Origin of the sequence: Methylobacterium sp. EM32 (genome assembly GCF_040593685.1) — a bacterium.
Taxonomy (GTDB): Bacteria; Pseudomonadota; Alphaproteobacteria; order Rhizobiales; family Beijerinckiaceae; genus Methylobacterium.
This window is the reverse complement of the sequence record NZ_JBEXZS010000186.1, coordinates 1-26,734: the sequence shown is the minus strand read 5'-3', so window position 1 is coordinate 26,734 and position 26,734 is coordinate 1. Positions and strand designations below refer to the sequence as shown.

Sequence of the window (26,734 nt, the reverse complement as noted above, 5' to 3'; positions counted from 1 at the left end):
GACCATGTGCGGCCGCTTCTTCGTCACCTCGTCGCCCGAGACCTTCCGGGAGTTCTACGGGTACGCCGAGCAGCCGAACTTCCCGGCCCGCCACAACGTGGCGCCGACCCAGCCGGTGGCTTTGGTGACCTCCGAGCACGGGCGGCGGCGCTTCGTGCTGATGCGCTGGGGCTTCCTGCCGGCCTGGGTCAAGGACCCGGACGACTTTCCCCTCGTGATCAACGCCCGGATCGAGACCGCGGCCGAGAAGCCGAGCTTTCGCAACGCCCTGCGCTACCGGCGCTGCGTCTTCCTGGCCGACGGCTTCTACGAGTGGCGCCGCGGCGGCCCCCGCGGCCAGGCGCCTTACGCGATCCGCCGCGCCGACGGCCGGCCGATGGCCCTCGCCGGCCTGTGGGAGACCTGGAGCAGCCGCGACGGCTCGGAGATCGACACCGCGGCGATCGTCACCTGCGGCGCCAACGGGCTCCTCGCCGGCATCCACGAGCGCATGCCGGCGATCCTGTCGCCGGAGGCGGTCGATGCCTGGCTCGATATGCAGGACGTCGATGCCGGGCGGGCGAGCGCCCTGTGCCGGCCGGCGCCGGAGGAGTGGCTGGAGTTGGGGCCTGCGAGCCGGCGGGTGAACGACGTGCGGAACGACGAGGCCGGGTTGTTGCGGCCGGACGAGGACGCGCCGGCGCCGCCACCGCCGGAGCGGAGGACGGAGGCGCAGGGGTCGTTGTTTTAGAGAAATCGTTTTACTCACGCCGCCCGTTACACCCTCCGCGTCATTCCGGGGCCGCGAAGCGGAGCCCGGAATCCAGACGCTGAGGTTGTGCAGAAACGAGCGGAACGCGACCCGCTTGTCTTGAGAAACACCTGCGGTTCTGGAGTCCGGGCTCCGCTGCGCGGTCCCGGAATGACCCAGTGGGTGTTATATCTCAGGTCTCGTTGAACCGGTGGCAGCTCAGAATCCTGCCAATGTAGGATAGAGATCGTCCCAGAGCGGATTGAATTCCTCGATCAGACGCACTTTCCAATCGCGCCGCCACCTCTTGAGCATCTTCTCGCGCGCGATGGCCTCCTGCACCCGGTCATATTCTTCATACCAGACCAGTCGCGTGACTCCGTATCGAGCAGTGAAGCTGCCTTGTCCCTGGCTGCGATGCTCGTAGGCACGACGAGCGAGGTCATTGGTGACGCCGACGTAGAGAGTACCGTGCTGCGCGCTCGCCATCATGTAGACGTGGTACGCCACCGCACAGGCCGATTCTCAGTTGCCGCTCAGGCACCCTACCATTCTGACTCCCTCCGCGTCATTCCGGGGCCGCGAAGCGGAGCCCGGAATCCAGATACTCAAGACATTCAGGATAGAACGGAAGCCATAACACTCCATCCTCTTCCACCTGCGGTTCTGGATCCCGGGCTCCGCTTCGCGGCCCCGGGATGACGCGGAGGGCGGCATTGAGATTGATGGGCTACTTGATACGCCTGCTTCCCGATCACACTCACTCCGCCGGCGGCCGAGCATTCTCCCGGAACGGATGCGCCGGGTAGGTCCCGATGATCCGGAACGCGCTCGAGAAATAGGCCAGCTCGTCGAGCGCCCGGCGCAAGGCGGGCTCCTCAGGATGGCCGTCGACCTCGGCGTAGAACTGGGTCGCGGTGAACTGGCCCTCGACCATGTAGCTCTCGAGCTTGGTCATGTTGACGCCGTTCGTCGCGAAGCCCCCGAGCGCCTTGTAGAGCGCGGCCGGGATGTTGCGGACCCGGAAGATGAAGCTCGTCACCGTCGGACCGTTGCCCACCGGCGGCAGCACCGGCTCGCGGGAGAGCACGACGAAGCGGGTGGTGTTGTGGGCCTCGTCCTCGACGTCCTCCTCCAGGATCGAGAGGCTGTAGATCTCGCCGGCGAGGCGCGGCGAGAGCGAGGCGCGGGTGCGGTCGCCGGATTCGGCGACCTGGCGGGCGGCGCCGGCGGTGTCGGGGGCCACCACCGCCTTCAGGCCGAGGCGCCGGATGATCTTGCGGCACTGGCCGAGCGCGTGGACGTGGCTGTGGACGGTGCGGATCTCGTCGAGCCGCACGCCCGGCAGGGCCATCAGCTGGAAGTGGATCGGCAGGAACTGCTCGCCGACGATGTGGAGCCCTGAGGCCGGCAGCATGTGGTGGATGTCGGCGACGCGGCCGGCGATCGAGTTCTCGATCGGGATCATGCCCAAAGCCGCCGAGCCGTCCTGCACCGCCGTCAGCGCGTCCTCGAAGGTGGCGCAGGGCAGCGGCGTCCAGTCCGGATAGGCCTCCTGAATGATGATGTGCGAGTTGGCGCCGGGCTCGCCCTGGTAGGAGATCTGTCGGTTCATCGTCGCGGCTTTCGAAAAACAGTCAGTTCAGGCGCCGGGCGGCCAGGATGGCGCGGGCGCGCTCGAGGTCGTGCGGCGTGTCGACGCCGAGGGGCACGTCGTCGACCACCACCGCGTCGATCCGCATCCCAGCCTCCAGCGCGCGCAGCTGCTCCAGCTTCTCGCGCTGCTCCAGCGGGCTCGGCGGCAGGGAGACGAAGCGGGCGAGCGCCCGGCGGCGATAGGCGTAGAGGCCGATATGGTGGAAGAGCGGGCCGTCGCCGTAGGGCGCGGTGGCGCGGGTGAAGTAGAGCGCCCGCAGGCGACGCGGCGCGATCTCGGAGCCGATCAGCTTGACGACGCTGGGCTCGGTCCGCTCCTCGGGCCGGGTGATGACGGCGCAGAGCGTCGCGATGTCGACCGCCCGGTCGGCGAGCGGCGCGACCGCGGCGGCGATGGCGGCGGGATCGATCGTCGGCAGGTCGCCCTGCACGTTCACCACCACGTCGTGGCGCCCCTCGGGGTCGATCACCTCCAGGGCCTCGGCAAGGCGGTCGGAGCCGGACGGGTGGTCGGGCCGGGTCATCACCGCGAGGCCGCCCGCCGCCTCGACCGCCTGCACGATCGCGTCCGTGTCGGTACAGACCACCACCGGACCGATGCCGGCCTCCACGGCGCGACGCCAGACATGCACAATCATCGGCGCGCCGGCGATGTCGGCGAGCGGCTTCTCGGGCAGGCGGGTGGCGGCGAGGCGGGCGGGGATCAGGACGAGGGGATCGGACATGCGGCGATTCGGGTCTGTGCGGGACTTGAAGCCTGTGGATGACGGGAGGCCGGGCAAGCCGCGGCTCTTAGCAGCGCCGGCCCGGCTTGTCATGGCGGGCTGCTCCTGGCCGGCTGCTCATGGCGGGCTGCGCACTGACGTGCCGCCCACGAGGGACCGTGGCGCCGTCCACACGCCCGCGCTCTGCGACGAACCGACGAGGTTTAGAGCCATTGTCAACCGCGCCGGAGAACGGCTAAGCACCGGCGGACCTTCACTGCGGCGTGGCGCCGGGCCGCGCCTCGCATCGCCCCTGCTCACCGGAGCATCGGAGCTGCCGAGACATGGATTCCTTCGAGCTTAACAAGATCGCCGGCGCAGTGCTCGGCGCCCTGCTCCTCGCGATGGGGACCGGGTTCCTGGCCGAGCTGATCTACAAGCCGAAGCCGGCGGGTGATCGCGGCTACGCGCTGCCGGCCGCCGAGGAGAATGCCGGCGCCGCGGCGCCGGCGGCCGCCAAAGAGGAGCCGCTGCCCGTGCGCCTCGCCAGCGCCGACGCCACCAAGGGCCAGGCCGCGGCCAAGAAGTGCATGGCCTGCCACAGCTTCGAGAAGGGCGGCCCGAACAAGGTCGGTCCCGACCTGTACGGCATCGTCGAGCGCCCGAAGGGCAGCCACGAGGGCTTCAACTACTCCGCGGCCATGAAGGCCAAGGGCGGCAACTGGACCTACGAGGACCTCGACCACTTCCTCCACGGCCCGAAGCAGTTCGTCCAGGGGACCATCATGGCCTTCGCGGGCGTGCCCTCGGGTGCCGAGCGGGCCGACATCCTGGCCTACCTCAAGACCCTGTCCGAGAAGCCGGTCGACTTCCCGAAGCCCTGAGAGGTTTCGCGAGGACCGGGAGACACGTGAACACGAGGCCGGGCGAGAGCCCGGCCTTTTTACATGGCGCAAACGCCTCCTCCCCACGCGCCGGATGCCGTCCGGGAGGCCGACGAGATGCAATCGGCCTCCCGACTTTGCCATACCGTCAAGTCATTGCTGAAAACCGGTCTTCATCGCCGGAGATTATTGTCTCTGGTCCGACTCTATGGGGCCCGCGAATTTTCTCGTTCATGTTGCACAAACACACTGGACAAAACCGCTGATCTTTCGGCGAATACCGGAAAGCGACCGGAGGTTTCAGGATGGCCAGCGTCAACGTCGGATTCAGCTTTCGTGATGCCGGCGGCACGTCCAATTTCGCGCAAGGAACGTTCACGCTGGACGACCAGTCCGGTGTCGTCTCGAGCATTTCCGGGACGATCTCCGGCGTGTCGATCCAGGGCCTCTCGACCTTCCGGGATGCGAACAACACCCTGTACAAGGAGGCCGCTTACGGTCTTCCCGGCGGCTCCTACGTCTATCATTGGAGCGCCGACGATCGCGGCCTCTCGTTCAACGCCGGCTCGATCCAGTACAACCTGAACCGGTACCCCCCGACCGGCCCGGGAGGCACAGGTTTCGGCAGGGCCGGGCAGCTCGGCGACACGCTCTACGCGAGCGACGGCTCGACCCGCACCATCGATTTCTACACCGATCTAGCGGTCCAGAGCGGCAACCTCACCCCGGTCGTGTGCTTCACCACCGGCACGCGCATCCGCACGGCCCGCGGCGAGGTCGCCGTCGAGGTGCTCCGGGTCGGCGACGCGGCGGTGACCGCCTCCGGCGCCCTGCGGCCGATCGTCTGGATCGGGCATCGCGACCTCGACGGAGCGGGCGGGACCCTGCCTCACGACCAGCGGCCTGTCCGCATCCGTCGGGGCGCGTTCGGGGCCGGGCTGCCCGCCCGCGACCTCTTCCTCTCGCCCGGACACCCCATCCTGGTCGGTGCCGATGCGGACGGCGAGGGCGGCCACCTCGTGCCGGCGATGTGCCTGATCAACGGTACCAGCATCACGCGTGAACCGGTCGCCGCGATCACCTACTGGCACGTCGAGCTCGACGCCCACGACATCCTGCTCGCCGAGGCCCTGCCGGCGGAAAGCTACCTCGACTGGGGTGACCGGCCGTTCTTCACGGAAGGCTCCGATCACGCCCTGCACAACCCCGACTTCGTCGTGCCGGGCCTACATGCACGCTGCCGGCCGGTGGCGGTCGACGGGCCGGTGGTCGAAGCCGAGCGGGCGCGCCTCTCGGGCGTGTTCGCGGCATCGCTCAGCGCCGCTTGCGCCTGGGACGAGGCCGGGCACTTCGACTGGCTGGCTGCCTGACCGGGAGCCCGGCCGGCCCGTTCGTCCAGGCAGGAGCGACCCCGCCTCGCGCTCATGATGGAATCGCGGCGTCGCGATTCCATCCCTGCGCCGACGCGCCCGGGTTGGCGCAGGCCCCCCCCGCGACCTAGAACGGGGGGAGACCTGTCCCAGCCGGAGGATCGCCCCGCGTGATCGCACGCCCCCTCACTCGCCGCGCCGCCCTCGCCGTCTTAGGTCTCGCCGCCGTCCCGGCCGGGGCCCGCGCGCAGGGCGCTCCTTCAGCAGGCAGCGATGCGGCATTCCCCGACGGGGGCTGGCGCCACGGCCTGTCGCTCCTCGGCGAGCCGAAATACCCGGTGGGCTTCACGCATTTCGACTATGCCGACCCCAACGCCCCGAAGGGCGGCCTGCTGCGGTTCGGCTCGCAAGGCTCGTTCGACAATTTCAACCTGATCGTCGCCGGGGTGAAGGGCGACCTCGAGAGCCAGATCCCGCTGATCTACGACACCCTGCTGGCCCAGGCCCAGGACGAGGCCTCGACCTATTACGGCCTCTTGGCCGACGGCGCGAAGCCGGCCGACGACCTCGGCAGCGTCGTCTACCGCCTGCGGCCGGAGGCGCGCTGGCACGACGGGAAGCCGGTGACGCCGGACGACGTGGTGTTCTCCTTCCAGGTGCTGAAGGAGAACAGCCCGCAATACGCCGCCTACTACCACAACGTGACGAAGGCCGAGGCGACCGGCCCGCGCGAGGTGCGCTTCACCTTCTCGGAGACCGGCAACCGCGAGTTGCCCCAGATCGTCGGCCAGTTGCCCGTGCTGCCCAAGCACTGGTGGGAGGGCAAGGACGCGTCGGGCAAGACCCGTAACCCGACCGAGACGACGCTAGAGATCCCGCTCGGCTCCGGGCCCTATCGGCTGGCCCGGTTCGAGGCCGGCCGCACCGCCACCTACGAGCGGGTGCCGGATTACTGGGGCCGCGACCTCGCCGTGAACCGCGGCGCCAACAATTTCGACACCCAGCGCGCCGAGTATTTTCGCGATGCGACGGTGATGATCGAGGCGTTCAAGGCCGACCAGTTCGACTGGCGCACCGAGAACATCGCCCGCAACTGGGCCACCGCCTATGACGGCTTCCCGGCCGTGCGCGAGGGGCGGATCCTCAAGGAGGAGTTCCCGCAGGCGGGCCTCGGCATCATGCAGGCCTTCACCCTCAACCTGCGCCGAAAAAAGTTCGCCGACGCGCGGGTGCGCCGGGCCTTCAACCTCGCCTTCGACTTCGAGGAGATGAACCGCACCCTGTTCTACGGCCTCTACAAGCGGGTCGATTCGTACTTCTTCGGCACCGAACTCGCCTCGTCGGGCCTGCCGGAGGGGCGCGAGCGGGCGATCCTGGAGAGCGTCAAGGACAAGGTGCCGGCGACCGTCTTCACCACGCCCTACAAGAACCCGGTCAACGGCTCGCCGGAGGCGGTGCGCGCCAACCTGCGGGAGGCGGTGCGCCTGTTCCAGGAGGCGGGCTACGAGATCCGCGGCAACCAGATGGTCGAGAAGGCGAGCGGCCAGCCCTTCACCGTCGAGTTCCTCGGCTACGACAACTCGGCCGAGCGCGTCGTGCTGCCCTACCGCGCGGCGCTCGAGCGCATCGGCCTCAAGGTGTCGCTGCGGGTGGTCGATCCGGCCCAGTACCAGAACCTCTCGCGCAGCTTCGATTTCGACGCGCTGGCGCTCAGCAACTGGGCGCAATCGCTCTCGCCGGGCAACGAGCAGCGCGATTTCTGGGGCTCGGCTGCCGCCGACCGGCCCGGCTCGCGCAACCTCGCGGGCATCAAGGATGCGGGCGTGGACGCGCTGATCGACAAGGTAATCTACGCCACCGATCGCGAGGAGCTGGTGGCGGCGACGCGGGCGCTGGACCGGGTGCTCCTCGCCCACGATTACGTCGTACCGCAATGGTCCTCGAACGTGTCCCGGACCCTGCGCTGGAACCGCTTCGGCCATCCGGCGACCCTGCCGAAATACGGCGCCTCGGGCTTCCCGACGACCTGGTGGTACGATTCTGCGCTCGCCGCCAAGACCGGGGCGGCGCGGTGATGCGCCGGCGCAGCTTTCTCGCCGGGAGCGGGGCGGCGCTCCTCGCCGCCCGCGCCCCGGCTCTCGCGCAGCAGGGGCCCGAGCGCCACGGCCTGTCGAGCTTCGGCGACCTGAAATACCCGGCCGACTTCCCGCGCTTCGACTACGTCGATCCGCTCGCGCCGAAGGGCGGCACCTTCTCGGCTCAGCTCTCCACCACCAGCGGCAACCAGGCCTTCGAGACCTTCAACACCCTTAACATCTACGTGCTGAAGGGCGACGGCGCCGCCGGCATGGACCTGACCTTCGACAGCCTGATGGTCCGGGCCCTCGACGAGCCGGACGCCGCCTACGGTCTCGTCGCGCGCAGCGTGACGGTGAGCGACGATCGCCTGGCCTACCGCTTCGCGTTGCGGCCCCAGGCCCGCTTCCACGACGGCTCGCGGCTCACCGCCCGCGACGTCGCCTTCTCGATCACGGTGCTGAAGGAGAAGGGCCATCCGCGCATCGCGGCCGTGCTGCGCGACGTCGTGGGCGCGAGCGCGGAGGGCGACGATGCGGTTCTTGTACGCTTCGCCCCCGGGCGCAGCCGCGACCTGCCGCTGATCGTCGCCGACCTGCCGATCTTCTCCGAGGCCTATTACCGCAATCGCGATTTCGAGGCCTCGACCCTGGAGCCGCCGCTCGGCTCCGGACCCTACCGGGTGGCGCGATTCGAGGTCGGCCGCTTCATCGCCTTCGAGCGCGTCGCCGATTACTGGGGCGCCGACCTGCCGGTCACCGTCGGCCAGAACAATTTCGGCGAGATTCGCTACGAGTATTTTCGCGATCGCGACGTCGCGTTCGAGGCGTTCAAGGCCGGCACCTTCACCTGGCGGGAAGAGTTCACCTCCCGGGTCTGGGCCACGGGCTACGACTTCCCGGCCGCGCAGGAGGGCCGGGTCAAGCGCGAGACGGTGCCGGATGCCACGCCCTCGGGCACGCAAGGGTGGTTCCTCAACACCCGCCGGCCGGTCTTCCGCGATCCCCGCATCCGCGAGGCGATCGGGCTCGCCTTTGACTTCGAGTGGTCGAACCAGAACCTGATGTACGGCGCCTACAAGCGCACCGCCTCGTTCTTCGAGAATTCCGACCTGAAGGCGGAGGGCATGCCGTTGCCTGAGGAACTGGCGCTCCTCGAGCCGTTCCGGGGCCGGGTGCCTGACGAGGTCTTTTCCGAGCCGTGGTCGCCGCCGCGCTCGGACGGGTCGGGCCAGGACCGGGCGCTCCTGCGCCGGGCCGACACGCTGCTGCGCCAGGCCGGCTGCACCCGCGACGGCGGGGTGATGAAGCTGCCCGACGGCCAGCCGCTCGCCTTCGAGTTCCTGGATTCCTCGCCGGTCTTCCAGCCGCTGCTGCAATCCTACATCAAGAACCTGAGCCTGCTCGGCATCCGCGCCAGTTCGCGCCTCGTCGACGCGGCGCAGTACCAGGCGCGGCTGAAGGATTTCGACTTCGACGTGGTCTCGGCCCGCTTCGGCGGCTCGGTCACCCCGGGGGCGGCTTTACGCGAGGTCTATGGCAGCCGGGCCGCCAAGGTGCCGGGCTCGCAGAACCTCGCCGGCATCGAGAACCCGGCCGCCGACGCGATGCTCGACCGCATCGCCGACGCCGCCTCGCGGTCCGCGCTCACGGCTGCCTGCCGGGCCCTCGACCGGGTGCTGCGCGCCGGGCGCTACTGGGTGCCGATGTGGTACGGCGCCACCCACCGCCTCGCGCTCTGGGACCTCTACGGCCGGCCGCGCGAGCTGCCGAAATACGGCCTCGGCGTGCCCGCCCTGTGGTGGCACGATGCCGACAAGGCCCGGAAGATCGGACGGACCTGACATCATGGCTGCCTACATCCTGCGCCGCCTGCTCCTGATGATCCCGACGATCCTCGGGATCATGCTGATCTCCTTCGTGATCGTGCAATTCGCCCCCGGCGGGCCGGTGGAGCGGGTGCTGGCCCAGCTCCAGGGCCAGAACACCGCGATGTCCCGGATCACCGGCGGTGGCGGCGACCTCGCCGGGCGCGGCACGGCCCAGGGCGGGGGAGGGGAATCGAATTCCCGCTACCGCGGCGCGCAGGGCCTCGACCCGGCTTTCATCAAGCGCCTGGAGCAGCAATTCGGCTTCGACAAGCCCGCCCCCGAGCGGTTCCTGAAGATGCTGTGGGACTATGCCCGCTTCGATTTCGGCAAGAGCTACTTTCGCGATGTCTCGGTGCTGCAGCTGATCCGCGAGAAGCTGCCGGTCTCGATCAGCCTCGGCCTCTGGATGACGCTGATTTCCTACGCGATCTCGATCCCGCTCGGTATCCGCAAGGCGGTCCGCGACGGCTCGCCCTTCGACGTCTGGACCTCGGGCGTCGTCATCGTCGGCTACGCGATCCCCGGCTTCCTGTTCGCGATCCTGCTGATCGTGCTCTTCGCCGGCGGCTCCTTCCTGCAGGTCTTCCCCTTGCGCGGGCTCACCAGCGAGGGCTGGTCCAACTTCCCGCTGTGGCAGAAGGTGACCGACTACCTCTGGCACATCACGCTGCCGATCATCGCCATGGCGATCGGAGCCTTCGCCACCTCGACCCTGCTGACCAAGAACTCGTTCCTCGACGAGATCCGCAAGCAATACGTGCTGACCGCGCGGATGAAAGGCCTGTCCGAGCGCCAGGTACTCTACGGCCACGTCTTTCGCAACGCGATGCTGATCGTGGTGGCGGGTTTCCCCGGTGCGTTCATCTCGGCCTTCTTCGCCGGTTCGCTCCTGATCGAGACCATCTTCAGCCTCGACGGGCTGGGCTTGCTCTCGTTCGAATCGATCGTGAACCGCGACTACCCGGTGGTGTTCGCCAACCTCTACATCTTCTCGCTGCTCGGGCTGGTGGTGAACCTGATCTCCGACCTGACCTATAGCTGGATCGATCCGAGAATCGATTTCGAGGCGCGGGCGGCGTGAGGCGGGCCAGGATGAGGGGCGCCGATCCAGCGGCCCTGTTCACTTTGTCTTCTGTGAGACTTCACACCCACCGCGTCATCCCGGGGCTCGGCGCAGCCGAGAACCCGGGATCCATAACCGCCGAGGGTGCAGGCTCAGGCTGAACCCTGTCCGCCTCTTCCTGAATCGTCAGCGGTCATGGATCCAGGGTTCCGCTGCGCGGCCCCGGGATGACATGGGAGGGTGTCGATTACTGCCGAGAGAGAGCCAAGCTCGCTAAAAGAATGATCGCACCAACCCGCTCACCAGCAAGTTCCATCCATCGATCAGGATGAAGAACAGCACCTTGAACGGCAGCGAGATCACCGTCGGCGGCAGCATCATCATGCCCATCGACATCACGATCGTCGAAACGATCATGTCGATGACGAGGAAGGGCAGGGCAATGAGGAAGCCGATCTCGAAGCCGCGGCGCAATTCCGAGATCATGAAGGCCGGGATCAGGATGCGCAGATCGATCTTCTCGCCCTCTTGCGGCTTCGGGAAGCTGCGGGTGGCGAGGTCCTGGAATGTCTGGAGATCCTTCGGCCGCACCTGGGCCGACATGAACTCGCGGAACGGATCGGTGATGCGGGTGAAGGCCTCCTCCTCGCTGATCCGGTTCTCCTGGAGCGGGCGCACGCCCTCGCTCCAGGCCCGGTCGAAGGTCGGCGCCATGACGTAGAAGGTCATGAACAGCGACAGGCTGACGAGGAAGAGGTTCGCCGGCGTGCTCTGGAGGCCGAGCCCGGATCGCAGGAACGAGAACGCGACGGCAAAGCGCGTGAAGCTCGTCACCATCACCAGCAGCCCCGGCGCCAACGACAGCACCGTGAGCAGGGCGACGAGCTGGAGGATGCGCCCGCTCGCCGCGCCGTTGCCGGGGGGCAGCAGCGCGTCGAGGCCCGGGATGCCGGTGACGCTGCCCCCCGCCGCGCCCTGCGCCAGAGCGGCGCCGGCGGGCAGGAGCAGGAGCGCGAGCGTCCCGAGGACGAGGGCGGTACGCCGGTTCACGCGACCCGTCATTGCACCACCAGGGCCTCGACGATCAGCTCGCGGATCGCCCCCTTGGTGCGCAAGGCGACGCGCTCGTTGAGGTCCTCGCGCAGGTGCTGGAGGCCGCTCGCCCCCTCGATCTGCGCGGTCGAGAGCGTGCGCAGGTAGGCGATGATGTCGGCCTTGATCTCCGCCACGGTGATGTCCGGCGTCGGCAGGCTGCCGGTCTTGAACACCACCGAGGATTCGAGCCGGATCCACGAATCGGCCGGCTCGGCGAGGTTCGTCACCACCGAGCCGACGCTGCGCAGGGACAGCTCGCCGCTGTAGTTCAGCACCTTGGCGGCCTTCTCGTGCTCCTGCGCCTCGCGGGTCTTCTGGTCGACCGCCTTCTCGACGCTCGTCATCAGGTATAGGCCGAGGCCCGCGCCGGTGCCGACCGCCACCAGGGTGCAGAGGGCAAGCGCCCCGATCCAGGCCTTAGCCCCGCCCTTCTTCTTGTCGTCGGTCTTGTCCGCCATCGCGCGTCCTCACATTCCAGGGCCGTCAGAACGGCGCGACGGTCTCGAAGATCTGCTGGCCGAGGGTCGGGCCCTGCACGTCGGTCAGGCGGCCGCGGCCGCCATAGGAGACCCGGGCCTCGGCGATCTTGTCGTAGTCAATGGTGTTCTTGCGCGAGATGTCCCGCGGCCGGACGATGCCGGCGACGTTGAGCACCCGGACCTCGTTGTTGACCCGGATCTCCTGCGAGCCGCTGATCAGGAGGTTGCCGTTCGGCAGCACCTCGGTGATCACCGCGGCCACAGACAGGCTCAGAGTCTCCTTGCGGTCGATGGTGCCCTGGCCCTTGGTCTCGGTGCCGGAGCGGATGCCGGTATCGGCGGTGGCCGAATCCTTCAGCCCCGAGACGCCGTAGCCGAAATCGAAGCCGAGGCTCGACTTCTGGCTGCGCGAGCGGTCGCTGGCATTGTCGAACTGCGCCTTGTCGTTGATCAGGATGCTGACCGTCAGCACGTCGCCGATGTTGCGGGCGCGGGGATCCTGGAACAGGTCGGCGCTCGCCGGCGTCCAGGTCGAGTGATAGCTGTGCCGGCTCTGGAGCGAGCCGAAGGTCGAGGGCAGGGCCTCGCGCGGGGCGGCGAGCCCGGTACCGATCGGCGTCAGCACCGGCGGGCGGCCGAGCTCGTCGAGCTTGCTCTGGCAGCCGGCGAGGCCGAGACCCGCGACGGCCAAAGGAATGAGGCGAAGGGTCAGGAGGCGGGCGGCCGGGGCTCTAGGGGTCATCACGATCTCTCGTTGTCCTTGCGGCGGCCGGCCTCGGCCATCTTGCGGGCCAGAGTCGCGGCGCGGGAGGCCTCCATCTCGGCGAGCACGGCGCTCGCCGTCCGGGCGTTGAGCTTCACCAGGATCGCCGCCGCGTTGTCCTCGGGCATGTTGGAGAGCTGGAGCGCCGCCGCGTCGGCCTTCATCTTGGCGTAGACCGCCACCACGCTCTCGTCGGCCTTCGCCAGGAACTCCTTGCGGCGCTGGACCACCGCCTCGTACTCGGCGCGCTTCTCCTCGAGGCGGCGGATGCGCTCCTCGACCTGCTTCTCGAGCGCGGCGAGCTGCTCCTTCTGCCAGGCGAAGCGGGCATCCGACGCCGCGTCCGCGATGGTGGCGCAGTAGCCGGTCCTGCCCGGATCCTTCGCGTCCCTGGCGACGAAGTCCTGCGCGGTCGGCTCCTTCGGGGCGTCCCGGGCGGCGATGGCGCGCATCGCGGCGTCCTTCGCCGGGTCGCTCGCCGCCCCGCCATGGCCGTCGCCGGCGGCGAGGGCCGGACCGGCCAGCGCCAGGAGGAGGGCTGTCACGACGAACCGGATCATTGGACGACGAGCTCCGCCTGGAGGGCACCGGCGGTCTTCACCGCCTGGAGGATCGCGATGATGTCGGAGGGCTTCAGGCCGACCTGGTTGAGGCCGCGCACCAGGGTCTGCAAGTCGGAGCCGCCGAGCACCGCGATCTTGCCCTGCTCCTCGCGGGCCGCCACCTCGGTGCGCGGCACCACCGTGGTCTGACCGTTGGAGAAGGGGGCGGGCTGCGACACTTCCGGCGTCTCGGTGACCCGCACCGTGAGGTTGCCGTGGGTGACGGCCACCGTGGAGATCTGCACGTTGCGGCCGATCACCACCGTGCCGGTACGCTGGTCGACCACGACCCGGGCCGGCACGTCCGGCTGGATCGTCAGGTCGCCGATCTCGGCGACGAGGCGCGGCAGGACCATGTCGCGCGGGCGCTGGAGCACCACCGAGCGCTGGTCACGCGGGCTCGCGATGCGGCGGCGGAAGCGGCCGATCGCGTAGGCGTTGATCGCGTCGGCCACCATCGTGGCGGTCTTGAAGTCGGGATTCTTCAATTCGAAGATCAGCTCGGGCAGGTCGCGGAACGCACCCGGCACCTCGCGCTCGATGAGCGCGCCGTTCGGGATGCGGCCGGCGGTCGGCACGCCCTGCGTCAGCTGCTCGGCCTGGCCCTGCGCCGAGAAGCCGGAGACCGCGAGCGGCCCCTGCGCGGCGGCGTAGACGTTGCCGTCGCCGCCCGACAGGGGCGTCATCAGGAGCGTGCCGCCGCGCAGCGAGGTCGCGTCGCCCAGCGAGGTCACCGTCACGTCGATGCGCGAGCCGGCGCCGACGTAAGGAGGCAGGTCCGCCGTCACCATCACGGCGGCGACGTTGCGGGTCCGCAGGCGCGCGTCGCGCACGTTGATGCCCATCCGGTCGAGCATCGATTGCAGCGACTGCTCGGTGAACTGGGCGTTGCGCAGGGTGTCGCCGGTACCCTGCAGCCCGGTGACGAGGCCGTAGCCGACGATCTGGTTGTCGCGCACGCCCTTGAGGCTGGCGACGTCCTTGATCCGGGCGGAGCCGCCGGTGGCGATCACGGGGGCCGCGGCGCGCGCGGGTAGGACCGGCGCGACGTCGAGCCCCATCACGAGGACCAGCACGAGGACGAGGCCGGCGCGGACGGTGCGCAGCGCGATCCGCATCAGAACCCGCCGATCTTGATGCGGCCGTCCGCCGTCACGGTGCCCAGCACGATGCGGTTGGTGTCGGTGTTGCGCACCCGGATGGTCTCGCCGAGGCCGCCATTCTGCAGCGGCGAGCCGACCGCCGTAATGACGAGGCCGTTCTCCTCGAAGATCATCTGGGTCGGCGCGCCGCGGCTGACGAGGCGCGGATCGTCGACGGCGTTGACCGGCACCGGCTCGCCCGGCAGCAGCATCCGGCGGGCGGTGCGCCCGACGACGGCGAGTGGCGCGTCGATCACCGCCGCGCGCGCCCGGTAGGTCGTCGGGTAGGCCTGCAGCCGCAGCATCGATTCCTTGATCGTGTCGCCCGGATAGATCGTCACGGTCGGCACCGGCAGCATCATCTCGTTCGCCGAAAGGGCGGAACCCTGGGCGGAGGGCGAGTCGGCGGGCGACGGGGCCGGAGCGGCCACGCCGAAGCCGGCCGGAACGCACAGGCCGACCAGCGCCAGAAGAAGACGGGAGTGCCGGAGGAGGGAACGCATGGATGTGTCGCGCCGGGAGGAGGGGCGCCGCCGGGTCCGGCGGCGTGGCAGTCTCACCGAGGCCGGGGTCGGGACGACCCCGGCTCTAAGCAGGTTTCGCAAAAGTGGCCACCGGTTTTGCGATAAAAACCTGCGGCAAAACAAGAAGCTAAGCGGACGAAGCGTTGGCCCGCCAACGCAAGTCTGCTTAGCGGATTCCCTTGGAGATCGTGCTCGCCATCTCGTCGACGGCCTGGATCACCTTGGAGTTCATCTCGAACGAGCGCTGGGCGGTGATCAGGCTGGTGATCTCCTTGACCGGATCGACGTTCGATCCTTCGAGGTAGCCCTGCTGGAGCTTGCCGTAGCTCGCGTCGCCCGGGTTGCCGATCACCGCCGCGCCGGAGGCCGGGGTCTCGCGGTAGAGGCCGTTGCCGAGGGGCTCCAGCCCCGACTCGTTGGCGAAGTTGGCGATGGTGAGCTGGCCGATATTCTGCTGCGCCACCTGGCCGTCGATCTTGGCGTAGACCTGGCCCGACTGGTTGATGGTGATCTCGGTGGCGTTGTTCGGGATCAGGATCGCCGGATCGACCGTGTAGCCTTCCAGCGTGACGAGCTGGCCGGTGGCGTTCTTGTTGAAGGCGCCGGCGCGGGTGTAGTTGATCTCGCCGCTCGGGCTCGTGATCTGGAAGTAGCCGCGACCGTTGATGGCCAGATCGAGCTGGTTCGCCGTGTTGGTGAGCTGGCCCTGGCGGTGCAGGTTGCGGATCGCCGCGGCGCGCACGCCGAGGCCGAGCATCGCGCCCTCCGGGATCGCCTCCTGCCCGGACTGGTTGGGCACGCCCTGCTGCCGCTCGGCCTGGTAGAGCAGGTCGGTGAACTCGGCCCGCGCCCCCTTGAACCCGGTGGTGTTCAGGTTGGCGATGTTGTTGGCGATGACCTCGAGGTTGAGCTGCTGGGCGGACATGCCCGTGGCGGCGACGGCGAGCGCTCTCATCTGCGTAAAATCCTCAGATCGCCATGCGGCTCAGTTCGAGATAGGCGGCCACGACCTTGTCGCGGATGGCGACCGCGGTCTGCAGGCTCTGCTCGGCGGACATCACCGCTTCCACCACCTGCTGCGTCGAGGCCTTGCCCTGGATGCCGGCGATCGAGGCGGCCTCGCCGGCGCGCAGGTCGTTGCGCACGCCGCTCGCGAAACTTGCCATGATCTGCCCGAAATCGGTGGGAGCGGCGGCCTCGACGCCCGGGAAGCCGGCGCCGGTCACCGCCCGCTGGACGGCGGCCGTGGCCTCGGGACGGGCGGAGGCGGCGGCCCGGTCGAAGGCCGAGAGGGTGAGGGCCTCGATCATCGGATGCTCATGTCCTCAGGAGGTCGATCACGCTGGCCACCATCGCGCGGGCCTGCTTGATCACCTGCAGATTGGCTTCGTAGGAGCGGTTGGCCTCGCGCATGTCGGCCATCTCGATCAGGGCGTTCACGTTCGGCAGCTTGACGTTGCCGTTCTGGTCCGCCGCCGGGCTGCTCGGGTCGTGCTCGACCCGGAACGGGGTCTTGTCGGTGTCGATGTCGCGCACCTTGACCGAGGCGGCGCCGACCGCCCGGTCGAGCTCGGCCTTGAAGGTCACGGTCTTGCGCGCATACGGGTCGGCGCCCGGCGCGTCGCCCGTCGACTGGGCGTTGGCGAGGTTCTCCGACACCACCCGCATCCGCAGCGACTGGGCCTCGAGGCCCGCGCTCGCGAGGCGGGAGGCGGCGAGCAGAGGGTCGATCACGATCCGCTCCTCACGGCCAGCTTCAGCATGCGGTCGAAGCTGCGCACCACCCCGACATCGAGGGTGTGCTGGCGCGACACCTCGCTCGCCTTCAGCATCTCCTGCTCCAGGCTGACGCTGCTGGAGGTCTCGAGCACGTCCCAGCCGGTCTTGTCGGTCCGCACCGCCACCCCGAGGCCGGGTGCCTGGAGATGGGCCTGCGCCGTCTGCGCCATGTTGGTGCCGGTGCGGGCCAGCACCTGGGCGAAGGGCACGGTGTCCCGCGCCTGGTAGCCCTGGGTGTTGGCATTGGCCACGTTGCCGGCGATCGTCGACTGGCGCACCGACAGGTAGCCGGTATGCATTGAGGCGAGATCGAACAGGTACAGCCCCGTCACACGATTCTCCCCATGCCCGCCACTCCTCGAAACCTGTGCCGAAACGACCCGACGCCCGGGCCCTGCCGCGTAACCGAGGATTTAGAAGCGCTACCTTGCCCGAGGCTGGCGGAGCTTGCGGGGCTCGAGCGGTGGAGTGCGGACGGAGCGGCCGCGCCCGCGCCTTGACAGGCGAGGCCACTCCCCGGCACTGGCGGCGGGATACCCCCGCCCAGGCTCCTCTCCCCGCGTCATGCTCCCGGCCCTGCTGCCCTCCGCGCCGGTCTTCCTCCCGGTCCAGGCCCGCTACGCGGGCGGGGCGGGGCCGGGCGCGCGCGAGGGCGAGCACGCGATCACCGCCAACAACCGCTGGTCCCGGGTGCAGCTGACCTTCCGCCACCTGCCGGCGGGGGCCTGGTGCTGCCTGGAGGCCCGCCTCGCCTGGGCGGCCGAGGAGGAGGGGGGCCAGGCCCTCGATTTCGCCCTCGCGGGCTTCGACTTCCTGGCCGCCGACGGGTCGAGCCTCGACCTCGATGCCGTGCCCGGCCTCGCCCGCACCCTGCTCGATCCGCACAGCGCCTGGATCGCCGGACCGGCCTGCCAGCCCGCCGGGACCGAGCTCGTCCGGATGGCCCCGGTGCGGCTGGCCTTCGGGGTGCCGCCGCAGGCGCGCGGCCTCGCGCTCACCCTGCGCTCCTGGCGCAACACCGAGGGGTTCACGATCGCGGAGCCGCGCCTGCGCCCCGGCGCGCCGCTGCGCGAGGGCGCATTCCGCCGCCGCCACCTCGGGCCGCAGCCGGAGCCCCTGCGCCACGGCCTCGTCCCTGGCCTCGGCCTCGTGGTGCGCGGGCAGATCCACGCCGCGCGGCCCGACGAGCATGCCGCGCGGGTGAGCCTCGTCTACCGCGACCGCGACGGGGCGGAGATCCTGCCGCCCTATCCGGGCACCGTCGCGGTGCCGGGCCTCGGCGCACGGCCGGACAGCGAGGAGCAGCCAGGGCTCGGCGCGGCGATCAACCTCCCGGCCCAGCCGCAGGCGCGCCGCTTCACCCTCGACCTGGAGCCGCCGCCGGGCGCGGTCTCCCTCGATCTCGGCTTCTGCACCTGGGAGGAGGAGGGCGAGCGGCTGCCCGCCGTGGAGGTGATCGGCCCCCCGGAGGTCGCGCTGGAGGACCGCTTCCGGCTCGAGAGCCTGTGCGGCGACGACCTCCTCGACGCCCCGGGCTTCCTCGCCCGCCTCTCGGCCCGGCTCGGGTGCGATCCCGGCGCCGAGGCCGCCTGGATCCCCGGCCCCGGGGAGGCTGGCAGCGCCGCGCTGCCGCTCGCCCGCGCCCGCTCCTTACGGGGCGAGGCCGAGCGCCTCGTCGGCGCAAGGCCCGACGGCGCCCTCACCTTGCGCCTCGCCGGCTGCCCGGACTGGCCCCTGCCGGAGAATCCGGGCTTCGACGAGGACCCGTTCCGGGCGGCACCCGCCCGCGCTATCCCGTGGCGCCTCGCCTACCACTCCCTCGCCTGGCTCCTGGCGCTGGCCGAGGCGGCGCCGGCGCGCGCGCTCACCCTGGCGCAGGCCTGGTCGCGGGCCAATCCCTGGGGCCAGCCGGCCGACCCCCTGAGCCTGCATCCGGCGGCTTTGCCGGCCCGGGCCGAGGTCTGGATCGGCCTCCTCGCCCTGCCGGGAGCCGGAGCCGCGGCGCCGCTCCTGACCGGGGAGGCGGTGCGGCACGGCTTCGCCCTGGCGGAGATCGTCGGCCAGAACACCTTCGGGCAGAGCCTGCACCAGCTCCAGGCCGCCGCGGCGCTCCTGGCGCTCGCCCGCGCCCTGCCGCGCCTGCCGTTCTCGGGCCACTGGGACGGCCTGGCCCGCGAGAGCCTGCGCGCGGGCGTGCCGGCGCTCCTGCCGGAGGACGGGCGCTTCACGGATTCCTCGCTCCACCGCCGCCTCGACCTCGTCACCCTGGGGCGGGCGCTGCGGGACACCCTCGGCGAGGCCGCGCCCGGCCCCCTCGTCGCGGCCCGCACGGCGGCGGTCCTGTCGGACCTCTCCGGTCTCCTCGATCCCGGCGGGCGGCTGCCGCCCTTCGGCGAGGTCTTTGCCGGCACCGACGATGCCGGCTGGATCGCGCGGCTGCGCGGCGGCGGCGGGCTGGTGGCGCAGCGCTCCGCCGTCCAGCCCGCAACGGCCTCCTCCAGCCTTCGCACCGACGGCCTGTCGGCCCGCCACGAGGCCGGGCGCGGCTGGGCCCACTTCGCCTGCACCTTCGCCGAGACCTCGCCGCAGGGTCACGCCGACTGCACCTCCTTCGTCTACGCGGCGGGGGCGACGCGCTGGATCGTCGAGGCCGGCGGCTCGGAGCAGGTCGAGACCGGGGCGGCGCGCCACTACCTTCTCTCGGCCCGCGCCCACAACGTCGCGGTGATCGAGGGGCGCGAGCCGGTGGCCGGGGGCGGCATCCATCGCGGCAGCCTGGCGCTGCCCGGCGCCACCGCCCACGCGATCGAGACCACCGTTCATGGGCCGGGCTGCCGCCACTTCCGGATCTTCGTGCTGCCGCACGACCTGTCGGGCCTCGCGGTGATCGACCGTTTCACGCAGGACGAGGGCGGGCTCCTGACCTTCCGCGGCCTCGCGCATCTGGCACCCGAGACCCTGGTCGCCGTCGAGGGGCCGCGCCGGGTGCAGGCCCGCCAGGGCGGCCGGCGCCTCGGCCTGGTTCCCTTCGCGATCGCCGGCCGGGCGTCGGGCCTGGAGGCGGTGATCGGCCACGGCGACCGGCCCGGCACGCTCCAGGGCTTCGTCGCCGGCCGTCCCGGCAGCCTCGAACCCGCCTGCACCCTGCGCTACGCGGTCTCGGGCCGCGGCACCGTCTGCGGCGGCCTCCTGATGGCGGTCGACGCCCCGGCGGAGGATTCGCTGGCGCGGGTGCTGGCGCGGGAGGAATTGGGGCGGTTCGTGTTGGGAGGCTGAGGATCGATCGGGGCGGTGCGCGCGTGTCGCGCGTTGGCCGACCGAACTTCCATTCTCCACGTCGTCCCGGGGCCGCGAAAGCGGAACCCGGGATCCATATCCGCCGACGGCGCCGGATGAGGTGATACGCGTTCCGATCCCTTTTGAAGCGTCAGCGTTTATGGATCCCGGGTTCCGCTGTGCGGACCCGGGATGACGCGGAGGATGATGATCGCGGCGGGGCAAACAGCCGCAACGGCGGGGAAACTACGTTTTCTCTCACCCTTTCATCCGCGAGAAAATTTCCACGCTCCGGCGGGAACATGGGCGGGCCCCGGCCATTCGCCCCGATGCCTCTGGGTCACGCGACACGAGGGGAGGGCGCTCGCCGTCCCCCGGCCGTCGGGCCCACCCCCTCTCGCCCGAGCTTCTTTCCCGATGCACGACCCGGACGCGCGGCCCTACCAGCCCATCGAGGCCTACGGCCTCATCAGCAACTGCCACGGCTGCGCCCTCGTCGCCCGCGACGGCTCGATCGACTGGGCCTGCCTCGAGCGGTTCGACGCGCCCCCGGTCTTCTCCCGCCTGCTCGACCGCCGGCGCGGCGGCTTCTTCGCGCTCGCGCCCGAGGGGCCGTTCGAGAGCGCCCGGCTCTACCTGCCGGGCACCAACATCCTCGAGACCACCTTCACCTGCGCCACCGGGGCGGCGACGGTGCACGACTTCATGCTCGCGCCCGAACCGGGCCGGGTGCTGCCCTGCCTGGTGCGCCTGGTCTCGGGCGTGTCCGGCGAGGTGCCGATGCGGGCGGTCTACCGGCCGCTGGCGGGCTTTTCGGAGACCTTTCCCGCGCTCGCGGCGGTCCCGGGCGGCGCCGGCGCCGCGGGGTTGCCGGAGCTGTTCGCCGACCTGCCGGTCGCGATCGAGGGATCCGACGCGGTGGCGCGGTTCACCGTCGCGCATGGAGGCGAGCAGGCCTTCGCGCTCTATCCCGGCGGGGCGGCGGAGCGCGATCCCCTCCACCCCCGCGCGCTGATGGAGACTGCACGCCGGGCCTGGACCGGCTGGTCGGCGGGGGCGGCCTATGACGGGCCGCTCAGCGACCAGCTCCTGCGCAGCGCGCTGACTCTCAAGGCCCTGACCTACGCGCCCTCGGGCGCCATCGTGGCGGCGGCCACCACCTCGCTGCCGGAGGAGATCGGCGGCATCCGCAACTGGGATTACCGGTTCTGCTGGATCCGCGACGCCTGCCTGTCCTTCTACGTGCTGAAGAAGTTCGGCATGGTGGCGGAGGCGGAGGCGTTCTTCCGCTTCGTCGGCACCCTCGCGGAGCGCGACGAGGGGGGCTTACGCCCCCTCTACGCCATCGCCGGCGAGACCGACCTGACCGAGCACGAGGCCGCCCATTTCGAGGGCTGGCGCGGCAGCGCCCCGGTCCGCTACGGCAACGAGGCGGCCGAGCAGCACCAGAGCGACGCCTACGGCCAGGTGCTCGACCTGCTGCACATGTATCAGAGCCTCGGCGGCACGATCCCCGAGGCGATGGCGCGCCAGGCGGTGCGCCTCGCCGATTTCGCTGCCGCCCACTGGCACGAGACGGATGCCGGCCTGTGGGAGCCGCGCAAGCCCGAGGAGCACTACCTGCACGCCGCGATCATGAACTGGGTCGCGGTCGACCGCGCGATCCGGCTGTTCGGCGAGCGGCCGCACTGGTGCGCGGCGCGGGACGCCATCGTCGCCCGGGTCAACGGCGAGGGGATTCACGAACGGGACGGCTACTACCCGCAATATATCGGCGGCGACGATCCCGACGCCGCGCTCCTGATCGCCCCGATGGTCGGCTTCCCGGTCGACGAGGCGGTGTTTTCCCGCACGGTCGATGTGGTGATCGCGCGCCTTGGCCACGGCCCGCTCGTCTACCGCTACCGCAACGACGACGGATTGCCGGGCCACGAGGGCACCTTCCTGATCTGCGCCTTCTGGCTCGTCGACGCCCTCGTCTGGCTCGGCCGGATCGAGGAGGCGCGGACCCGCTTCGACTCCTTACGGGCGCTGCAGAACGACCTCGGCCTCTACGCCGAGGAGGTGGCGGAGGACCGCACCTTCCTCGGCAACTTCCCGCAGGCCTTCAGCCACCTCGCCTTCATCCACAGCGCCCTCGTCCTCGACCTCGCGGCCCAGGGCGGCCGGGCGGCGGTGGCCGGCACCTATGCCGACCGCACCCTGCGCGAGACGCGTTGGCGCCGGGTGCCGTGGATCGTGCCCCCGGCCTAACACGAGGACTTTCCGATGATGATCCTTCGTCGATGTCCCGCGCGGCGATTAACCTGATCTTGAACGAGCATCGGGCATCTCCGACAGGCTCGTCGAAGGACATCGCGGACACGGCCATGATCAAGGGACTCTGTCTGACAGGCCTGGCCGTCGCGCTCGCCCTGGGATCCTCACGTCCGGCACGGGCCGGGGACGCGCAGACCGCCCCACCGACCACTCAACACATCACCTGGTCGGTCTACGACGCCGCGCCGTTCATGATGACCGAGGGTCCGGACCGCGACGCCGGCATCTTCGACCGGATCCGCGGCCTGCTGAGCGCCCGGCTGACCGGCTACACGCACTCCACGCTGACGGTTCCTTTTCCGCGCATTGTCACCTCGCTCAAGAACGGCGAGGAATGGTGCTTCGTCGGCGGCGTGCGGACGCCCGAGCGCGAGGCCTTCGCGGTGTTCTCGCGGCCGGTGGCGATGTTCTACCCGCTGCGCGTCGTGATCCACGCTCCCCAGCGCGCCCGCATCGCGGCGCTCGAGCCCCTGTCCCTGCGCAGCCTGCTGAGCGAGCATCGCGACCTGCGCACCAGCATGCTGCGCAACCGCGCCATGGCCCCCGCCATCGACGCGCTGCTGCGGCAATACCCGCCGGGCCAGACCCATTCCGAGTTCGGCGAGGCGTTCCGGATGCTGCTGAACGACCGGCTCGACTACCTCGTCGAGTTCTCCAGCATCGCGGCCTACAACGCCCGCCAGCTCGGCCAGCCGGACGCTTTCCTGGGCCTGCCCTTCGCGGAGGGGCCGGAGCCGGTCTTCGCCCGGGTGATGTGCGCCGGCACGCCCTGGGGGCGCGAGGTGGTGGCGCGCATCGACGCGGTGCTGGCGGAGGAGCGGCCGGGCCCGGCCTATCGCGGCATCGTCGAGGCCTGGACGGCGCCGGAGGACCTGCCGCGGATCCGCGCCGTCTACGACCATTTCCTGGCGAGCGACTGAGCGCGGCTCACGCCGCCAGGGCCGCCTCGCGCGTCGGGCGCTTCCCGGTCGAGCGATCCTTGGTCGAGCGATCCTGCGCCACGAACGGCTCGACCCAGACCCGCCGTCCGGTCAGGTCGTGCACGCTCACCCGCCACTCGGCCCAGTCGCCGGCGGCCGCGCCGAGGCTCTGCATCGCCGCCTCGGCGACCGCACGGGCACGGCGGGCGAGGGCGGAAGGCCCGCGGACCAGCGCGCCCTCGGCATCGAGGATGCACTCGGACCCGTTGGTGCAGTGGAAGCGGTAGCGCGTCATGCCGGTCCTCTCTCGCCAATCCTCTGTCCCCATGCCCGCCGGCGCAGCGGCGATGCCCGACAGCGGTTAATGTTCACTATATGTTCTCAACACGCAATCCGGCCAGGGCAGGGGCGCGATGCCGCATCCCGTACGCCCGCCCTTCCGATCTCGCCGCCGGCCTCCGGGCCAGGCTGAAGAGAAGGCTCGCCGCCGGCCCGAAACCCTGCCAGTCTCGACCCTGTCGATCTCAAGGGCGACGGCGCGCGAAATCCCGGCGGGAGACTCCATGTCCGGCCTCTTCGATCCCATCCTGAACTGGCGGTTGCTGCCGGGCTCGCACACCTTCCCGGGCCCGGATGGCGGCACCTGCATCAACGAGGCGGCTCTGGTGGCGGCGGGCCTGCCCTACCGGGCGATCCGCTCCTCGGCCGATTGCCCGCCCTGCTTCTCGGGTCCGCTCGCCACCTACGCGCTGGGCCTCAACGACGCGATGCCGGATGCCGAGCGCCCGCGCCTGATGGCCTTCGTGCTCCGCCTCGCCGGCTCCGCCGATTCGGACGCCGTGGAGGCGGAGCGCACCGCCCATCTCGTGGGCGAGGGCGTCCGCCGCCTGCTGCCGCCGGTCCTGGACCGGGCCGGGCTGGCGCAGCACGCCGCCGCCTGCCGGACCGCACCGGATCTGGTGAGCGCGGTGACGGTCGCCCGCCACGCCGCCTGGTCGGCGGGCTCGCTCGCCGAGGCGGCCGGCCGCCAGGGCACCTGGGTGCGCGGCGCCCGGGCGGCGGCGGCGGCGCGCGCGGCCCTGTTCGCCGCCGAGATCGATCCCCGCACCGCCGCTGACGCGGTCGAGGCCGCCGCCCTGTTCTGGCCCGGTGCCTGGACCGAGGCGGTGGCGATCCTCGACGGAGCCCTCGGCATCGGCCGGCAGGCGCCGCCGCTCGGCATCGCGGAGGCGGGGATGCGCCTGGAGGCCGCGAAGGCGGCGCGGCGCGAGCGGGCCCACACCGCCGCCTGACTAAGCGTCAGCGCCCGCGATACGCCGCCAGGATCCGCGCGCCCTCCGGCCCGGTCTGCGTCTCCCAGGCCGCCACGGCCGCCGCGCCGGCCTTGGCGAGGGCCTCGGTGATCGAGGGCGCGGGCGGATCGGCGATGACGACGCCGTTCTGGCGCATGCGCGAAAAATTCTCGTCGAGGCGGGTGCGGATCGCCGCCCATTGGCGCGCCTCGGTCTCGGCGGCGGCCGCGTCGACGGCCCGGCGCACGGCCTCCGGCAGGGCGTCGTAGACGGAGGCCGAGACCATCGCGATCGAGATCGGCATCGCGTACTGCACCGCCGTGAAGTGCGGCAGCTGCTCCCACAGGCGGCGCCCGACGCCGCCATCGCCCGACGAGAGCATCGCGTCGACGGCACCGGCCTTCACCTGCGGGATCGCATCGGCCTGGGACAGGTTGACGGCCTGTGCGCCGGCCGCCGCGAGCACCGCCGTCGAGGTGGCGTCGTAGGTGCGGATCTTGAGCCCCTTCAGGTCGTCGGCGCCTGGGAGGGCGTGACGCGACCAGATCCCCGACGGCGCCCAGGGCGTGACGTAGAGGAGCCGCTGACCTTTCGCGGCGAGCGCCCGCGCGTAGGCTGGGCGGGCGATTTCCGCCAGGGCCTTCGCCTCCGCGATCGAGGTCGCCAGGAAGGGCAGGGAGGAGAGGCCGAAGACCGGATCGACCGCCGCGAGCGGCCCCGTGAAGGCGTCCGCCGCCTCGACGGTGCCGGCGGCCACCGCGCCGATCATCGCGCCAGAGCGCAGGCCAGCAGAGGCATCGAAGCTCGGCTCCACCGCGAGCCGCCCGCCGCTGCGCTCGGCCACGAGGCGCGCGAAGGTGGCGAGCCCCTCGCCCGGCATGGTGCTGGCGGGGTACTCGGTCGGCATCCGCCACACGATCGCGGCGCCCGCCGCCGGCCCTTGCGCGGCCGCGGGCCCGAGCGAAGGCAGGAGGGCCCAGCACGAGCCGGCCAGAATTGCGCGGAACAGGGCGCGCCTCGTCATGCGTTCGATCCTCCTCGCCGATGATGCCGGGCGCTACGCCCCGGATCCTTGACGCCCCCTTCACGCCGCGGCGTCCCGCGGCATAGGAGCGACAAATCGATTGCCGCGGGCCCGGTCCACCGCCACTGTCGCATCCGCCGCCGCCCGGCAAGAGGCCATTCAACGGGCCCGCGGCGGCTCGCGGGAGATGCGCCATGACCGAGACAATCGCCCTGTTCGGGGCCGGGGGGAAGATGGGCGTGCGGCTCGCCCGCAACCTGGTCAAATCCGAGTTCCGGATCGCCCCCGTCGAGGTCGGCGAAGCCGGGCGCCAGCGGCTCAAGAGCGAGCTCGGCCTCGACTGCGTCGAGGCGGATGCCGCCCTCGACGGGGCCGAGGTGGTGGTCCTGGCGGTGCCCGACACCCTGATCGGCCGGGTCTCGCACGCCCTGTCGCCGAAGCTGAAACCCGGCACGATGGTGGTGATCCTCGATGCCGCGGCGCCCTTCGCCGGCCACCTGCCCGAGCGACCGGACCTGACCTACTTCGTCACCCATCCCTGCCACCCGCCGATCTTCAACGACGAGACGACGGAAGCGGGGCGGCGCGACCATTTCGGCGGCATCGCCGCGAAGCAGTCGATCGTCAGCGCCCTGATGCAGGGGCCGGAGGAGGCCTATGCGCTGGGCGAGCGCGTCGCCCAGGCGATCTGGGCGCCGATCCTGCGCTCGCACCGCGTCACCGTGGAGCAGATGGCGCTGCTCGAGCCCGGCCTGTCGGAGACGGTCTGCGCGACCCTGCTGGCCGTGATGCGCGAGGCGATGGACGAGACCGTGCGGCGCGGCGTGCCGGAAACTTGCGCCCGCGACTTCCTGCTCGGCCACCTCAACATCCTGGCGGCGGTCACCTTCAAGGAGATCGACGGCGTGTTCTCGGATGCCTGCAACAAGGCGATCCAGTTCGGCAAGCCGCGCCTGATGCGCGACGACTGGCTCGGCTGCCTCGACGGGCCCGAGATCACCGAGAGCATCCGGCGCATCACTTGACGCGAAAAACCCCGCGAGGCTCGCGCCTCGCGGGGTTTTTCGTGGTTGGTTGCGGGGACAGGATTTGAACCTGTGACCTTCAGGTTATGAGCCTGACGAGCTACCGGGCTGCTCCACCCCGCGCCAGGGTGTGATCTGAGT

Annotated in this window: 26 protein-coding genes and 1 tRNA gene; 11 read left to right on the top strand and 16 right to left on the bottom strand. The window is 70.7% G+C overall.

What is annotated here, in order from left to right; translation table 11 throughout:
* Positions 1-4: 4 nt before the first annotated feature.
* Positions 5-730: an SOS response-associated peptidase gene (locus ABZT49_RS24850; RefSeq protein WP_355289957.1), complete on the top strand. Its 726-nt coding sequence runs from the start codon at positions 5-7 to the stop codon at positions 728-730.
* 219 nt (positions 731-949) lie between these two features.
* Here the strand turns inward: ABZT49_RS24850 and ABZT49_RS24845 are convergent, their stop codons facing one another.
* The 3 genes from ABZT49_RS24845 to ABZT49_RS24835 all read right to left on the bottom strand — a co-directional run bounded on the left by ABZT49_RS24845 (position 950) and on the right by ABZT49_RS24835 (position 3,111).
* On the bottom strand, positions 950-1,240 hold the full coding sequence (locus tag ABZT49_RS24845) for a GIY-YIG nuclease family protein (protein ID WP_355289955.1): 291 nt from the start codon (positions 1,238-1,240) through the stop codon (positions 950-952).
* A 250-nt stretch (positions 1,241-1,490) separates the two neighbouring features.
* On the bottom strand, positions 1,491-2,345 hold the full coding sequence (locus ABZT49_RS24840; RefSeq protein WP_355289953.1) for a prephenate dehydratase: 855 nt from the start codon (positions 2,343-2,345) through the stop codon (positions 1,491-1,493).
* Positions 2,346-2,367: 22 nt separating this feature from the next.
* The gene (locus ABZT49_RS24835) at positions 2,368-3,111 is read right to left on the bottom strand and encodes a 3-deoxy-manno-octulosonate cytidylyltransferase (RefSeq protein WP_355289952.1); all 744 of its coding nucleotides are present in this window, start codon (positions 3,109-3,111) and stop codon (positions 2,368-2,370) included.
* Positions 3,112-3,434: 323 nt separating this feature from the next.
* On the opposite strand from ABZT49_RS24835, the gene ABZT49_RS24830 reads away from it, so the two are divergent.
* The 5 genes from ABZT49_RS24830 (at position 3,435) to ABZT49_RS24810 (ending at position 10,371) form a co-directional block, all read left to right on the top strand.
* Positions 3,435-3,974, top strand: coding sequence for a cytochrome c family protein (locus ABZT49_RS24830; protein WP_355289950.1), 540 nt, complete (start codon positions 3,435-3,437; stop codon positions 3,972-3,974).
* A gap of 305 nt (positions 3,975-4,279) precedes the next feature.
* Complete coding sequence (locus ABZT49_RS24825; protein WP_355289948.1) at positions 4,280-5,344, top strand: Hint domain-containing protein; 1,065 nt, start codon at positions 4,280-4,282, stop codon at positions 5,342-5,344.
* Between the two features lie 170 nt (positions 5,345-5,514).
* A complete protein-coding gene (locus ABZT49_RS24820) occupies positions 5,515-7,419 on the top strand; it encodes an extracellular solute-binding protein (RefSeq protein WP_355289946.1) in 1,905 nt (634 codons plus the stop codon).
* Positions 7,419-9,263 (top strand): extracellular solute-binding protein, encoded by a 1,845-nt coding sequence (locus ABZT49_RS24815; protein WP_355289944.1) that lies wholly within the window; start codon positions 7,419-7,421, stop codon positions 9,261-9,263. The genes ABZT49_RS24820 and ABZT49_RS24815 overlap by 1 nt, the downstream gene beginning before the upstream one ends.
* 4 nt (positions 9,264-9,267) lie before the next feature.
* Positions 9,268-10,371: a microcin C ABC transporter permease YejB gene (locus tag ABZT49_RS24810; RefSeq protein ID WP_355289942.1), complete on the top strand. Its 1,104-nt coding sequence runs from the start codon at positions 9,268-9,270 to the stop codon at positions 10,369-10,371.
* Between the two features lie 255 nt (positions 10,372-10,626).
* On the opposite strand, the gene fliP is transcribed toward ABZT49_RS24810, so the two are convergent.
* The 10 genes from fliP to ABZT49_RS24760 form a co-directional block, all read right to left on the bottom strand.
* Positions 10,627-11,415: a flagellar type III secretion system pore protein FliP gene (gene fliP, locus ABZT49_RS24805; RefSeq protein WP_355289940.1), complete on the bottom strand. Its 789-nt coding sequence runs from the start codon at positions 11,413-11,415 to the stop codon at positions 10,627-10,629.
* Positions 11,412-11,906: a flagellar basal body-associated FliL family protein gene (locus ABZT49_RS24800; RefSeq protein ID WP_355289938.1), complete on the bottom strand. Its 495-nt coding sequence runs from the start codon at positions 11,904-11,906 to the stop codon at positions 11,412-11,414. The genes fliP and ABZT49_RS24800 overlap by 4 nt, the downstream gene beginning before the upstream one ends.
* 25 nt (positions 11,907-11,931) lie before the next feature.
* On the bottom strand, positions 11,932-12,669 hold the full coding sequence (flgH, locus tag ABZT49_RS24795) for a flagellar basal body L-ring protein FlgH (RefSeq protein ID WP_355289936.1): 738 nt from the start codon (positions 12,667-12,669) through the stop codon (positions 11,932-11,934).
* Complete coding sequence (locus ABZT49_RS24790) at positions 12,669-13,250, bottom strand: MotE family protein (RefSeq protein ID WP_355289934.1); 582 nt, start codon at positions 13,248-13,250, stop codon at positions 12,669-12,671. The genes flgH and ABZT49_RS24790 overlap by 1 nt, the downstream gene beginning before the upstream one ends.
* Positions 13,247-14,410 carry a flagellar basal body P-ring protein FlgI gene (flgI, locus tag ABZT49_RS24785; protein ID WP_355289932.1) on the bottom strand — a complete coding sequence of 388 codons (1,164 nt, stop codon included), beginning with the start codon at positions 14,408-14,410 and terminating at the stop codon, positions 13,247-13,249. Before flgI ends, ABZT49_RS24790 begins: the two co-directional genes overlap by 4 nt.
* The gene (gene flgA / locus ABZT49_RS24780; protein ID WP_407943563.1) at positions 14,410-14,937 is read right to left on the bottom strand and encodes a flagellar basal body P-ring formation chaperone FlgA; all 528 of its coding nucleotides are present in this window, start codon (positions 14,935-14,937) and stop codon (positions 14,410-14,412) included. The genes flgI and flgA overlap by 1 nt, the downstream gene beginning before the upstream one ends.
* A gap of 187 nt (positions 14,938-15,124) precedes the next feature.
* Entirely contained in the window at positions 15,125-15,913 is a 789-nt protein-coding gene (flgG, locus tag ABZT49_RS24775; RefSeq protein WP_355289930.1) for a flagellar basal-body rod protein FlgG, read from the bottom strand.
* 13 nt (positions 15,914-15,926) lie between these two features.
* Entirely contained in the window at positions 15,927-16,268 is a 342-nt protein-coding gene (locus ABZT49_RS24770; RefSeq protein WP_355289928.1) for a flagellar hook-basal body complex protein FliE, read from the bottom strand.
* A 7-nt stretch (positions 16,269-16,275) separates the two neighbouring features.
* Positions 16,276-16,692 (bottom strand): flagellar basal body rod protein FlgC, encoded by a 417-nt coding sequence (gene flgC / locus ABZT49_RS24765; RefSeq protein WP_355289926.1) that lies wholly within the window; start codon positions 16,690-16,692, stop codon positions 16,276-16,278.
* Complete coding sequence (locus ABZT49_RS24760; RefSeq protein ID WP_355289924.1) at positions 16,689-17,069, bottom strand: flagellar basal body protein; 381 nt, start codon at positions 17,067-17,069, stop codon at positions 16,689-16,691. The genes flgC and ABZT49_RS24760 overlap by 4 nt, the downstream gene beginning before the upstream one ends.
* A 232-nt stretch (positions 17,070-17,301) precedes the next feature.
* Between ABZT49_RS24760 and ABZT49_RS24755 the strand changes: the two genes are divergently transcribed.
* The 3 genes from ABZT49_RS24755 to ABZT49_RS24745 all read left to right on the top strand — a co-directional run bounded on the left by ABZT49_RS24755 (position 17,302) and on the right by ABZT49_RS24745 (position 23,252).
* Entirely contained in the window at positions 17,302-20,013 is a 2,712-nt protein-coding gene (locus ABZT49_RS24755) for a heparinase II/III family protein (RefSeq protein ID WP_355289922.1), read from the top strand.
* A gap of 417 nt (positions 20,014-20,430) precedes the next feature.
* Positions 20,431-22,266, top strand: coding sequence for a glycoside hydrolase family 15 protein (locus ABZT49_RS24750; RefSeq protein WP_355289921.1), 1,836 nt, complete (start codon positions 20,431-20,433; stop codon positions 22,264-22,266).
* A gap of 116 nt (positions 22,267-22,382) precedes the next feature.
* Positions 22,383-23,252, top strand: coding sequence for a hypothetical protein (locus ABZT49_RS24745; RefSeq protein ID WP_355289919.1), 870 nt, complete (start codon positions 22,383-22,385; stop codon positions 23,250-23,252).
* A gap of 7 nt (positions 23,253-23,259) precedes the next feature.
* Here the strand turns inward: ABZT49_RS24745 and ABZT49_RS24740 are convergent, their stop codons facing one another.
* Positions 23,260-23,547, bottom strand: a complete 288-nt coding sequence (locus ABZT49_RS24740; protein WP_355289917.1) for a DUF6894 family protein — start codon at positions 23,545-23,547, stop codon at positions 23,260-23,262.
* A gap of 268 nt (positions 23,548-23,815) precedes the next feature.
* Between ABZT49_RS24740 and ABZT49_RS24735 the strand changes: the two genes are divergently transcribed.
* Positions 23,816-24,544 carry a hypothetical protein gene (locus tag ABZT49_RS24735; RefSeq protein WP_355289915.1) on the top strand — a complete coding sequence of 243 codons (729 nt, stop codon included), beginning with the start codon at positions 23,816-23,818 and terminating at the stop codon, positions 24,542-24,544.
* Positions 24,545-24,551: 7 nt separating this feature from the next.
* Here the strand turns inward: ABZT49_RS24735 and ABZT49_RS24730 are convergent, their stop codons facing one another.
* A complete protein-coding gene (locus ABZT49_RS24730) occupies positions 24,552-25,568 on the bottom strand; it encodes a TRAP transporter substrate-binding protein (protein ID WP_355289913.1) in 1,017 nt (338 codons plus the stop codon).
* 194 nt (positions 25,569-25,762) lie between these two features.
* Here ABZT49_RS24730 and ABZT49_RS24725 point away from each other — a divergent pair, with 194 nt between their 5' ends.
* The gene (locus ABZT49_RS24725; RefSeq protein ID WP_355289911.1) at positions 25,763-26,593 is read left to right on the top strand and encodes a phosphogluconate dehydrogenase C-terminal domain-containing protein; all 831 of its coding nucleotides are present in this window, start codon (positions 25,763-25,765) and stop codon (positions 26,591-26,593) included.
* Positions 26,594-26,639: 46 nt separating this feature from the next.
* On the opposite strand, the gene ABZT49_RS24720 is transcribed toward ABZT49_RS24725, so the two are convergent.
* Positions 26,640-26,716 (bottom strand) — tRNA-Met (locus ABZT49_RS24720).
* Between the last annotated feature and the right edge of the window lie 18 nt (positions 26,717-26,734).